10 protein-coding genes are annotated in these 12,609 nt (G+C 60.4%); 1 reads left to right on the forward strand and 9 read right to left on the reverse strand.

The window, feature by feature from the left end; genetic code table 11:
- The first annotated feature begins 269 nt into the window (after positions 1-269).
- A complete protein-coding gene (locus ACOYXE_RS03500) occupies positions 270-1,361 on the forward strand; it encodes a DUF1615 domain-containing protein (protein WP_405123257.1) in 1,092 nt (363 codons plus the stop codon).
- 70 nt (positions 1,362-1,431) lie between these two features.
- On the opposite strand, the gene ACOYXE_RS03505 is transcribed toward ACOYXE_RS03500, so the two are convergent.
- The 9 genes from ACOYXE_RS03505 to ACOYXE_RS03545 form a co-directional block, all read right to left on the reverse strand.
- Entirely contained in the window at positions 1,432-1,872 is a 441-nt protein-coding gene (locus tag ACOYXE_RS03505) for a phage infection protein (protein WP_160058727.1), read from the reverse strand.
- A gap of 132 nt (positions 1,873-2,004) precedes the next feature.
- A complete protein-coding gene (locus tag ACOYXE_RS03510; RefSeq protein ID WP_460927733.1) occupies positions 2,005-2,697 on the reverse strand; it encodes an anti-sigma factor in 693 nt (230 codons plus the stop codon).
- Complete coding sequence (locus ACOYXE_RS03515) at positions 2,694-3,227, reverse strand: sigma-70 family RNA polymerase sigma factor (RefSeq protein ID WP_160058725.1); 534 nt, start codon at positions 3,225-3,227, stop codon at positions 2,694-2,696. The genes ACOYXE_RS03510 and ACOYXE_RS03515 overlap by 4 nt, the downstream gene beginning before the upstream one ends.
- A 163-nt stretch (positions 3,228-3,390) precedes the next feature.
- Positions 3,391-3,912 carry a DUF3455 domain-containing protein gene (locus ACOYXE_RS03520; RefSeq protein ID WP_160058724.1) on the reverse strand — a complete coding sequence of 174 codons (522 nt, stop codon included), beginning with the start codon at positions 3,910-3,912 and terminating at the stop codon, positions 3,391-3,393.
- A gap of 170 nt (positions 3,913-4,082) precedes the next feature.
- Complete coding sequence (locus ACOYXE_RS03525) at positions 4,083-5,717, reverse strand: ABC transporter ATP-binding protein (RefSeq protein ID WP_460927736.1); 1,635 nt, start codon at positions 5,715-5,717, stop codon at positions 4,083-4,085.
- A 1-nt stretch (position 5,718) separates the two neighbouring features.
- Positions 5,719-6,741, reverse strand: a complete 1,023-nt coding sequence (locus ACOYXE_RS03530) for an ABC transporter permease (protein ID WP_460927738.1) — start codon at positions 6,739-6,741, stop codon at positions 5,719-5,721.
- Positions 6,741-7,805: a microcin C ABC transporter permease YejB gene (locus tag ACOYXE_RS03535; protein ID WP_460927740.1), complete on the reverse strand. Its 1,065-nt coding sequence runs from the start codon at positions 7,803-7,805 to the stop codon at positions 6,741-6,743. Before ACOYXE_RS03535 ends, ACOYXE_RS03530 begins: the two co-directional genes overlap by 1 nt.
- Before the next feature lies 1 nt (position 7,806).
- The gene (locus ACOYXE_RS03540; RefSeq protein ID WP_460927742.1) at positions 7,807-9,672 is read right to left on the reverse strand and encodes an extracellular solute-binding protein; all 1,866 of its coding nucleotides are present in this window, start codon (positions 9,670-9,672) and stop codon (positions 7,807-7,809) included.
- Between the two features lie 148 nt (positions 9,673-9,820).
- Positions 9,821-12,532 carry a TonB-dependent receptor gene (locus ACOYXE_RS03545; RefSeq protein WP_460927744.1) on the reverse strand — a complete coding sequence of 904 codons (2,712 nt, stop codon included), beginning with the start codon at positions 12,530-12,532 and terminating at the stop codon, positions 9,821-9,823.
- Between the last annotated feature and the right edge of the window lie 77 nt (positions 12,533-12,609).

Below are 12,609 nucleotides of genomic sequence, written 5' to 3' on the forward strand. Positions count from 1 at the left end.
TACCTGGAGGCGCACGGCCGGTGAGAAAAATAAGGGCGGCGCGGGAACTCCTTGCGCAAATGCGACTCCAGGTGCAAATGATAGGTTTTCTCAGTAACGGTTTGCAATCGGTTTGTCATCACCTCTTCAAAACCCATATTCCTCTGTAGGAGCTGCCGGAGGCTGCGATCTTTTGATCTTGTTTTTTAAAGTCAAAAGATCGCAGCCTGCGGCAGCTCCTACACGGATTGTGTATGGTGGTTCTGGCTTATTGGACTGGATGGAGCAACATGCACAACCCTCGATTACCGATCACGCTCGCCGCATTGCTGGTGCTCGCCGGTTGCGCGGGGCAGCGCAGCCAGGAACCGGTGCCGCGTGCGCCTGCTGAAGTGAAGGCCGAGATCGTGCGGCTGATGCCGGCCAAGACTGCTGACCGGCAAGGCTGGGCCACCGATATCTACGCCGCGTTTGCCGCGCAGAGCATCAGCCCGACCACGCAAAACCTGTGCTCGGTGCTGGCCGTTGCCGAACAGGAATCCACCTTCCAGGCCGACCCCACCGTGCCCGGCCTGGGCAAGATCGCCCGCGACGAAATCGACCGTCGCGCCGCGAAAGTGCATATCCCCAGCCTGTTGGTCAGCGGCGCATTGCAAGTGCGTTCAACCAACGGCAAGACCTACAGCGAACGCCTGAATGCGGCGCGCAGTGAAAAAGAACTCAGTGGTATTTTCGACGACTTCATCGGCCGGGTGCCGATGGGTCGCACGCTGTTCGGCGGCTTCAACCCGGTGCACACCGGCGGGCCGATGCAGGTCAGCATCGAATTTGCCGAACAGCACGCCAAAGATTATCCGTACCCGGTGGACGGCACGATCCGCCGTGAGGTGTTCAGTCGCCGTGGTGGCATGTATTTCGGTATCGCGCATCTGCTCGGTTATCCGGTGAGTTATCGCGAGCCGCTGTATCGGTTTGCTGATTTCAATGCCGGTTGGTACGCGAGCCGCAATGCTGCGTTTCAGAATGCCGTGAGTCGCGCCTCGGGCATTCCGCTGGCGCTGGATGGCGATCTGATCCGCTACGACTCGATCATGCCCGGCGGCACGGAACTGGCGGTGCGTACCCTCGGCAAGTCATTGGGCATGCGCAACCCGACCATTCGCGATCAACTGGAGAAGGGCAAAACCCTGGAGTTCGAAGAGACCAAGCTCTATCAGCGGGTGTTCGAACTGGCAGAGCAAGCGGAGGGGAAGAAGCTGCCGCGTGCGGTGTTGCCGGGGATCGTGCTGCAGAGTCCGAAGATCACTCGCAAACTCACCACAGCGTGGTTCGCCAAGCGTGTGGACGAGCGCTACAAACGCTGCATGGCCAAGGCGGGATAAAACACACAGACATAAAAAACCCGGCTGAGGGAGCCGGGTTTCTCTGGGGTGTTGCGCTTACAGCCAATCATCAGGCAACGCGACGTTCGATCAGACGATCCGAGCCACCTTCGGCAACGCGACGTTCGATCAGACGATCCGAACCACCTTCGGCAACGCGACGTTCGATCAGACGATCCGAACCACCTTCAGCAACGCGACGTTCCAGCAGACGATCCGAACCACCTTCAGCCACGCGACGTTCGATCAGACGATCCGAACCACCTTCAGCAACGCGACGTTCGATCAGACGATCCGAACCACCTTCAGCAACGCGACGTTCGATCAGACGATCCGAACCACCTTCAGCAACGCGACGTTCGAGCAGACGATCCGAACCACCTTCAGCCACACGGCTTTCGATCAGTTTGTCCGAGCCGCCTTCGGCGATCATGGTGTGGGCCGGGGTAGCGGCGAAAGCGTTGATAGCGAAGACCGAGAAAGCGATACCGAGAAGAGTCTGGCGTTTCATGATGGTGTGCTCCGGGGTGTTGTTGGTTGGTATGGAGCAGATGTTACGCCCGGGATTTTTTATGAGAACTTCATTGCCGTGATGGTGAACATCGATGCCGATGATGGTAGCCAGGAGCCGCAGAGCAGAGCCTTACAGCACCTTCACAGCGCGCCCGATCGCCTGAATCGGCCCGGTCGGTTTGCCAATCGGCGAGCCATTGGCGCCCTCAAGTGTCAGCTCGAACAGCTGATTGGGTTGCAGCGGCGGCAACTTGTCCAGCGGCACCGATAAAGCCTCGCCTGGCTTGACCAGCCCCAGCGACACCGGCCCCTGCCAGCCTTCAGCCTTGGTCCAGAATTCCAGCGCCTTGTCCGCCGGTACTTCGACCACACCGAGCGGAATCAACTGAATCTCCCGCGAATTGCTCGCCTGAATCACCCAGCCCGGGGCCTTGTCCTGCGGCGCGACCAGCACCACCAGAAAGCTTGGTTTCGGCGTGGTCTGGGTCAGCAGGATCGAGCCCAAAATCAATGTGGCGGCCAGTCCAGCCGCACTCAGCCCGCGCCAGAGCGGCAGCAGATTCCACCATGAGGTCGACGGCGCTTTTAGCGTGAGCCGTTCGAGGCTGCGTTCGATCCGTGGCCACAACAGCGCCGAGGGTTGTTGCGCGGGCGCCAGATCGGTCAACTCCAGCAGACGCCGTTCCCAGGCATCCACCGCTGCACGCAATTCGGGGTCATTCGGCAAGCGCCGTTGCACTTCGATGCGCTGCTCGGTCGGCAGGGTGCCGAGCACATATTCGCCGGCCAATTCATCGCGGTCTTGCGCTGATTCGCTGGTCATCCCATGCACTCCCGCAAGGCGTTGAGGCTGCGCTTGATCCACGCCTTGACCGTGCCCAGCGGCGTGTCGAGGCGCGCGGCAATTTGCGCGTGGCTGTAGCCGTCGACATAGGCATGCAGGATGCAGTGGCGGCGTTGTGGCTCGAGTTGTTCGAGGCAACGATGAATGCGTGCCGAATGCGCATGGGCATCGAATTCGTCAGCATCCCCGACTGTTTCGTGTTCAACGCCGAGCGACGTTTCACGACGGTGATCACGCAGCAGATTCAGCGCCAGATGCCGGGTCACGCTGAATATCCAGCCACGCGCCGAACCGCGCGCAGGGTCAAACCCTGCCGCACCGTTCCAGATCTTGATAAATGCTTCATGGACAACGTCCTCCGCCAGCGCCGTGTCGCGCACCAGGCGCTTGGCCACACCGAGCAGACGCGGGCCTTCCTGCACATACAAATCGCGCAGGGCCGACCGCTCGCCACGGGCACAGGCAGCGAGGCGGGCTTCGTAATCGAATGTGGATTCGGCTAAAGGCATGTCGTGCAATCTAGCTTACATTCCGCAAACATCCAGAACACATAATTCCCCTTGTAGGAGTGAGCCTGCTCGCGATAGCGGTGTGTCAGCAGCATATTCTTCACTGATACACCGCTATCGCGAGCAGGCTCACTCCTACAGGGGATTTGTGGTGTTCCGGAGATCAGTTCGCCGCCCAGAAAATGTAATCAGCCTGATACTTCACCACTTCCTGCTTGCCCTTGTTCGCCGCTGTGCATTCGCTGCCCGGCGCCACGCCGCCCTTGAGTGCGACGCGCTGGATGTAGCTCACGCCGCTCATAGCGCCTTTACCCTCGGCCGGATTGGCCTTGACCAGTTGATAGGGCAGGTTGCCCGGAGTCGACGGCGCGACGGCCAATTGTGTGCCGGTGACCTTCGAACCGTCCTTGGCCTGCCAGGTGGCCGGCGGGCCGAAGTAAGTGCCGACCTGTTTGCCGCTGCGATCATTGAGCACCGCTTTCGGGCCGACGAAGGTCCACTCGGTCTGTCCTGGAGTATTGGCTTTGTCACGGCATTCGTAGGTGATCTCGCCGACCCCGGTGGTCTCCATAGCGATCTTGTGGCCGTCCGGGACTTTGATCGCGTCGGGATAGCTGCTTTGGGCGAAGGTTGAGGCGCTGGCGGTGAGCAAACCGGTGAGGCAGATCAACTGGGTGATGTTCATCAGTATGTTTCTCCGAAAAGGGTAGATCGCTGGCAGCCGAAGCGGGCTGTTACAGGGACTACCCGTGGCGGAGGCGTTTGGATGCAGTGCCTATGAAAAATATTTCAATGACCCACCCCAATCCCTTGTAGGAGTGAGCCTGCTCGCGATGGCGGTGGGTCAGTCAAAACTTATGTCACTGGAATACCGCTATCGCGAGCAGGCTCACTCCTACAGGGTTTTGTGTCGGGCTTGAGGCCGGAGGCGTTCAGGAGTTCCTGGGTGTATGGGTGTTTGGGCGCGGCAAAGATTTCCCGCGACGAACCCTGTTCAACCACCTTGCCATCCTTGATCACCATCAAGTCATGCGCCAACGCATGCACTACCGCCAGATCATGGCTGATGAACAAATACGTCAGCCCATGTTTGATCTGCAATTGCCGCAACAACTCCACCACCTGCTTCTGCACCGTACGGTCAAGCGCCGAGGTCGGCTCATCAAGCAGAATCAGAGCCGGTTCCAGCACCAGTGCGCGGGCGATGGAAATGCGTTGGCGCTGGCCACCGGAAAACTCGTGGGGATAACGATGCCGGCTCTGCGGGTCGAGGCCGACTTCCTCCAGCACCCGGATCACCGCCGCCTCACGCTCAGCCTCTGTGCCGATACCGTGAGTCAGTAAACCTTCGGCAATGATCTGTTGCACTGACATCCGAGGGCTGAGGCTGCCGAACGGATCCTGGAACACCACTTGAATCTGCCGCCGCAACGGGCGCATCAAGCGCTGATTGAGCAGGCTCAGTTGCTTGTTGCCAAAACGGATATTGCCCTCAGACTCGACCAACCGCAGGATCGCCTGACCCAGCGTCGATTTACCCGAACCCGACTCGCCAACAATCCCCAAAGTCTTGCCCCGTTGCAGGGTGAAACTCACGCCGTCCACCGCTTTGATGTAATCCTGCTGGCGACTGAACAACGCCTTGGGCAACGGGAACCACACCTTTAAATCATCGACTTCAAGCAGGTTGTGATCGTACTCACTGGGCACCGGCGCGCCGCTGGGTTCCGCTTCGATCAACAAACGACTGTAAGGATGCTGCGGCGTCCGAAACAACGCTTCGCAATCGGCCTCCTCGACGATCTCGCCCTGACGCATCACGCACACCCGTTGCGCGATACGTCGCACCAGATTGAGGTCATGGCTGATCAGCAACAGCGACATGCCAAGGCGTTGCTGCAACTCGATCAGCAGCTCAAGAATCTTCTGCTGAACCGTCACATCCAGCGCCGTGGTCGGCTCATCGGCGATCAACAGTTCCGGCTCGTTGGCCAGCGCCATGGCGATCATCACCCGTTGCCGCTGACCGCCGGAGAGCTGATGCGGATAGGCTTTCAAACGCTGCAATGGCTGGCGAATACCGACCAGCTCCAGCAACTCCAAAGTCCGTTCGCGGGCAGCGCGGCCCTTCAGACCTTTGTGAATCTCCAACACTTCGCTGACCTGCTTTTCCACCGTGTGCAACGGATTGAGCGAGGTCATCGGCTCCTGAAAAATCATCGCAATGCGGTTGCCACGCAAGCCGCGCATTTGCTGTTCGCTGGCGTGCAGCAAGTCGACGCCGTTGTAGCGGATCGTGCCGCTGCTGCTGACGTTCTTGCCCGGCAACAAACGCAGAATCGAATGCGCCGTCACCGACTTGCCCGAGCCGGATTCACCGACCAGTGCCAGACATTCGCCACGGCGAATATCGAGGTTCAAACCGTGCACCACTTCCTGCCCGGCGAAGGCCACGCGCAGATCGCGAATTTCAATCAGGTTGTCGTTCATCTCAGCTCCTTGGATCAAACGCATCACGGCAAGCCTCACCGATGAAAACCAACAAAGACAAAATCAGCGCCAAGGCGAAAAACGCCGTCAGCCCCAGCCACGGCGCTTGCAGATTGCGCTTGACCTGACCGATCAGTTCGCCCAGCGATGCGGTGCCTGCGGGCATGCCGAAACCAAGAAAATCCAGCGCAGTCAGGGTGGCGATGGCGCCGGTGAGAATGAACGGCAGGTAGGTGAGGGTGGAGGTCATCGCGTTGGGCAGGATGTGCCGACACATCAGCTCGTTGTCGGTCAGGCCCAGCGCCCGCGCGGCTTTGACGTATTCCAGATTGCGCCCACGGAGAAACTCGGCGCGCACCACATCGACCAGCGCCAGCCAGGAAAACAGCGCCATGATCCCCAACAACCACCAGAAACTCGGCGAGACAAACCCGGACAGAATGATCAGCAGGTACAGCACCGGCAGCCCCGACCAGATCTCCAGCACCCGTTGCCCGAGCAGGTCGACCCAACCGCCGTAATAACCCTGCAACGCCCCGGCAACGATGCCGATAAACGCACTGATGCCGGTGAGAATCAGTGCAAACAGAATCGAAATCCGCGTGCCGAAAATCACCCGCGCCAACACGTCGCGGGCCTGATCGTCGGTGCCCAGCCAATTGCTTGAGGACGGTGGGCTCGGTGCCGGCTCCGCAAGGTCGTAATTGACCGTGTCGTAACTGAACGGGATCGGCGGAAACAGCATCCAGCCGCCCTGATCCTCAATCAGTTTGTGCACGTAACCGCTGGCGTAATCCGGTTGAAACGGCAACTCGCCGCCGAAATCGGTTTCCAGGTAATCGCTGAGGATCGGGAAGTAGAAAGCGTCGTGATAACGGATCACCAGCGGCTTGTCGTTGGCGATCAACTCACCGCCAAGGCAAATCAGGCACAGACCGATAAACAGCCACAACGACCAGCGCCCAAGCCGATTGGCCTTGAACTGCGCCACACGGCGCTGACCGAGAGGAGAAAGAGTGAACATCAGGCAGTCCTCGCCGAGAAGTCGATGCGCGGGTCGAGCAGGGTGTAGCAGAGGTCGCCGATCAGCTTGATCAACAGGCCGAAGAGGGTGAACAGAAACAGCGCGCCGAATACCACCGGATAGTCGCGCGACACCGCCGCTTCGTAGCTCATGCGCCCCAAACCATCGAGGTTGAAGATGGTTTCGATCAGCAGGGAACCGGCAAAAAACACCTCGATCAGCGCCGACGGCACACCGGCCACCACCAACAACATGGCGTTGCGAAACACGTGGCCGTAGAGCACGCGCCTCTCGGTCAGACCCTTGGCCCGGGCGGTGATCACGTACTGGCGGCTGATCTCGTTGAGGAAGCTGTTTTTGGTCAGGATCGTTAGCGTGGCAAAGCCGCCGATCACCAGCGCCGTCACCGGCAACACCAGGTGCCAGAGGTAGTCGCCGACCTTGCCCAGCGTGCTCAGGCTGTCGAAGTTATCCGACACCAGCCCCTGCACCGGAAACCAGTTAACGTAGCTGCCACCGGCAAACACCACGATCAACAGAATCGCGAAAAGGAAAGCGGGCATTGCGTAGCCGATGATGATCGCCGTGCTGCTCCAGACATCAAACGCGCTGCCGTTCTTGATCGCTTTGCGAATGCCCAGCGGAATGGAAATCAGGTAAGTGATCAACGTCGCCCACAAGCCCAGCGACAGCGACACCGGCAACTTCTGCACAATCAGATCGGTGACCTTGGCGCCGCGAAAGAAACTGCTGCCCAGATCCAGCTGCGCGTAGTTTTTCAGCATCAGCCACAGGCGTTCGTGCAGCGGTTTGTCGAAGCCGTAATGGTGTTTGATTTCCTCGATCAGCGCTGGGTCGAGGCCACGGCTGCTACGGCCTGCGCCACCAATCGCGGCCACCTCGCCACCACCGCCCACGCTGTGCCCGCCGAAGCCTTGCAAGCGGGCGATGGCTTGCTCCACCGGCCCACCTGGCGCGGCCTGCACAATCAGAAAATTCACCACCAGAATGCACAGCAGCGTCGGGATGATCAGCAGCAAGCGTCGACTCAGATAACGCAGCATGTCACTGGCCCCTCGCGAGTTGAGTGTGCATCTGCTGGGTGGTCAACGCCTTGGCCGATACCTCCCACCAGGTGTTGAGGCCTTCGTCGTAGGCCGGTTGCACCGGCGGCATGCCGAAGCGGTTCTGATACACCGTCGGCGTGCCTTTGGAGTAATAGTTGGGAATCATGTAGTAACCCCATTGCAGCACCCGGTCGAGGGCTCGGGCGTAATGCACCATGGCTTCGCGGCTGTTGGCCTGGACCAGCCCGTCGATCAGTTGATCGACCGCCGGATTGGCCAGCACCATCGAGTTGGAGCTGCCGACTTGCGTGGCACTTTGCGAGGCATACAGGCTGTACAACTCGCGGCCAGGGGAGACGATCGGATCGCCGCTGCGCGGGAAACTGGTGACGATCATGTCGTAGTCGCGGGCGTTGAGACGGTTGACGTATTGCGCCGAATCGATCCGCCGCAGATTGAGGGTGATGCCGATCTGCGCGAGGGTGCGTTTGAACGGCAACAGCATGCGGTCGAAACCGCCTTGGCCGTCGAGAAAAGTGAAATCCAGCGGCTCACCGGCAGCGTTGACCAGACGATTGTGTTGCGGCGTCCAGCCGGCTTCGGCGAGCAGCTTCAGTGCTTGTAGTTGCTTGTCGCGGATGTAGCCGCTGCCATCGGTTTTCGGTGCCTGATAAACCTCGGTGAAGACCTCGTTGGGAATCTGCCCACGCAAAGGTTCGAGGATCTTCAATTCCTCGGCGTCGGGCAGGGCGGTGGCGGCCATTTCGCTCTTTGGCCAGAAGCTGTTCTGACGCACGTAGAAGCCGCGCATCATCTGTTTGTTGGTCCACTCGAAATCCCACAGCAGGCTGATCGCCTGACGCACGCGGCGATCCTCGAAGATCGGGTTCTGCAGGTTGAACACGAAGCCCTGAGCGGCGGTGGGTTTGTCCGGGGCGAGGATCGACTGTTGCAAGCGACCGTCGCGCAACGCTGGGCTGTCGTAACCGACCACGTATCCGGATGAGGAGAACTCGCGGTTGTAGTCGAACGCACCGGCCTGCAGCAGTTGCCGGGCGACGTCGGTGTCACCGTAGAAATTCACCGTGAGCGTGTCGAAGTTGTACATCCCGCGACTGACCGGCAGGTCCTTGCCCCACCAGTCCGGATCGCGCTGGAAACTGATGCTGCGCCCGGCGTCGACTTTGCTCACCCGGTACGGGCCGCTGCCCAGCGGCGGCTCGAAACCGCCGCCATTGGCGAAGTCGCGGGTTTTCCACCAGTGCTCGGGGACGATGCGCATCGTCGCCAAGTCCAGCGCGAGGGTGCGGTTGAGGTTGTTCTTGAAGGTGAAACGCACTTGTCGCGGGCCTTCGATCAGCACGTCCTGGACGTCGGCGTATTGCTGGCGATAACTCAGGCTGCCCTTGCTCATCAGCAGGTTGAAGGTGTAGCGCACGTCTTCGGCGGTGATCGGCGTGCCGTCAGCGAAACGTGCTTTTGGATTGAGGGTGAAACGCACCCAGAGTCCATCGGGATCGCGCTCGATCTGTTGCGCGACCAACGCGTAAACGGTGTAGGGCTCGTCGAGCGAACGGAACGCCAACGGCGCATACACCCAGTCGTTGACCTGCACCACGGAAATGCCCTGATCGGCATACGGGCTGATGTAGTTGTACTGACCGATCTCCATCGACGCGCGGCTGAGCGAACCGCCCTTGGGTGCCTTGGGATCGACAAAATCGAAATGCTGGAAGTTCGCCGGATATTTCGGTGCCTCGCCGTACACCGTCAGCGCATAACTGCCAGCGGCCAGCGCCGAGGTGCCGGTGCACAGCAGCGCGCTGCCCAAAAGCAGGCCCGCCATGTTGCGCAAAAAACTCATGCAATCACTCCTCAATTCCTGAATGCACACAGATCAAAACTGTAGGAGTGAGCCTGCTCGCGATGAGGCCAAGTCAGACCCTGCAAGGTTGACTGAAAAAACGCTATCGCGAGCAGGCTCACTCCTACAGGAGTTGCGGTGCTCTTGGTTAGAAGTGGTAAGTCATGCGCGCAAACAAGGTGCGGCCCAGCGGGTCGGTGTAACGCGGGTCATAGCCGCTCTGGAAGTTGTAAGCCTGGTTGGAGAACGGCGGGTTGCGGTCGAACACGTTCTTCATCCCGGCATCGACGTCCAGCACCTTGTTGAAGGTGTAGCCGGCCGACAGGTCCCACACCGAATACGACGCCACGCGCGCGTGGGTGTCGCGGTCGTAGTCGTTGTAGCCGGTGGTGAAGCGGTTGGTCAGTGCCGCCCGCGCCGCGCCGAAGGTCCAGCTGCCGGTGAGGTTGTGCTTCCAGCGCGCGATCACGCCGTCACCCTGAAAGTCGCCGACCTTGTCGGTGAATGGGCCTTTGATGGTGCTCTGGAAGTCGTACTCGTCAACGTAAGTGCCTTGCAGGCCCAGACCGAACTGACCGTAAGGCGTGTTCGGGAAGCGATAGTCGAGCGACACGTCGACACCGTTGGTTTCGACGATGCCGAGGTTGGCGTTGCCGGTGACGATGTAGTTGAGCGTGCCATCGGCATTGCGCACGAAGCGGTCCGGGTAGGAACCGGCCTGATCAAACACGGTGGACTCCGGGAACGGCTGGATCTGGTTGGAGATGTGAATCCACCAGAAATCCAGACCTACTGACAGGTTGTTGATCGGCTGATAGACGAAGCCGAGGGTCACGTTGCGTGCCTTCTCCGGGGCCAGGTCTTCGTTGCCGCCAATCTGGTTGAGGAACTGCTGACCGCAATCGCGGCCGCCGTTGCCGCCCGGTTGCACCACACCGCCGGTACATAGCACCGGGTCGTTGTAGTAGCCCTGAGTGAAGGTGATGCTGCGCGGCGAATACAGCTCGTACAGCGACGGCGCACGGAAACCTTCGCTATAGGCGCCACGTACCACCAGCTCTTTCAATGGCTGATAACGGAACGAATATTTCGGGTTGGTGGTGCTGCCGAAGTCGCTGTATTTGTCGTGACGCACGGCGGCGGACAGTTCGAGGCTGTCGAGCACCGGCACGTTGATTTCTGCGTAGGCGGCTTTCACGCTGCGGTCGCCTTCGACGCTGCCGGCCGGGTCGATGCCGAGGCTCTGGATGTCGCCGGCGAACGACTCGAAGTCCTGATGGAATTTCTCCTTGCGGTACTCGCCACCCAGCGCCAGACCGGACGGGCCGGCACCGAACCAGTCGCCGATTTCACGACTGATACGACCATCGAAACCGGCTACACGGCCCACAGCAGTCGAATAGGCGCCGTGATATGCCGCGTTGTCGATGTACTGCTGACCAGCGGCCGACTGCGGGCCGAACGGGTTGAGCAAACCGCTGGCCAGACCGTCGATCATTGCCTGATCGCTGACATAGCCACTGGTGACGCTGGAGACGATTTTGTTCTGGTTGTACGAGGCCCCGACGTTGTAATCCCAACCGCCGACCAGACCATCGAAACTGAGCAGGAAGCGCTGGCTGGTATTCTGGTCTTTCGATTCACGCGGGCCGGCAGCGGTTTCGCGCCAGTTCACATCGACCGGTTGCGTCGGGTCGAGGGCGAAATCGGTCGGCGCCGGGGTGATGCCGTTGCCGGGGTAGTAGGGTGACGAGGAATCGAGACTCAGCCCGGTCAGCGGCGCAGGGCCGACGGCGACGGCGTTGTTGTTGCGCGACCAGAAGTATTCGAGGTTGACGTTGTGATCGTCGCCGAGCTTGCCGGTGGTCTTGCCGAAGAAAGAGGTCTTCTCGGTCTGCGGCACCAGGTCGATGAATTCACGGGTACTGAAGCGGCACAAACCGTCGCGGGCGATCAGGTTGGGGCCGTTGCAATTGCTGTTGGCCAACGGGTTGGTGGCGTTGCCGTTCTGGCTGTAGTTACCGGGGAACGCGGTGCCGGAGGTCTGATCGAGGCCGCGACCGGGGGCGTAGTCGGTGGCGAACGAGCGGTCGTTGGCGTCGAGGTTCTGCTGCTTGTTGTAGTTGAACACGCCGAGCACGTTGAAGCGGTCCTCCTCCAGATCGCCGTAGCCCCAACTGGCACTCATGTCTTTGGTTGCACCGCCACCGCTGTGGGTCGGGGTTTCGCCGCCGAGGGTCAACTGGCCGTCGGTCAGGGATTTCTTGGTGATGAAGTTGATCACGCCGCCGATGGCGTCGGTGCCGTACAGGGCCGAGGCGCCGTCGCGCAGCACTTCGACGCGCTCGATGGCGGCAAACGGGATCATGTTCAGATCCACCGCGCCGCCGGCGGAGTTGGTCCCCGACAAGGCGTTGTTGGCCAGACGTCGACCGTTGAGCAGCACCAGCGTCTTGTTCGCGCCGATGCCGCGCATGTCGGCGAACGAGGCGCCGCCAGTCGCTGCGCCCACGGAGCCTGCGCTGTTGTTGATCGACTGGCTGCCGGTGATGCGCTGGACCAGTTCGGCGGTGGTGGTCACGCCCTGTTTGCGCAGCTCATCGGCCTTGAGAATGGTGATCGGCACCGCCGTTTCCGCATCGACCCGGCGAATCGCCGAACCCGTCACTTCCACCCGTTGCAGTTGCGTGGTCGGCGCAACCACCGCCGCAGCCGCCGGGACGCCGGTGTTGTCGTCCTCGGCCGCCTGCACATTCCCGGCGCCCATCCCCATGGCCACCAGATACAACGGAACAAAACGGTGGCGAGAAATCGTTGCCACCAAGGGTTTGAGCGTGAAGCGTGGAGTGTTCATCAGCATGGTTATTTCCGACTTTTTAGACGTTATCGAATTGGCCTTGTGAGCCCCTCATTGCTCCGCTATCGGTGATACCGCGT

The organism is Pseudomonas sp. MC6 (genome assembly GCF_054790575.1).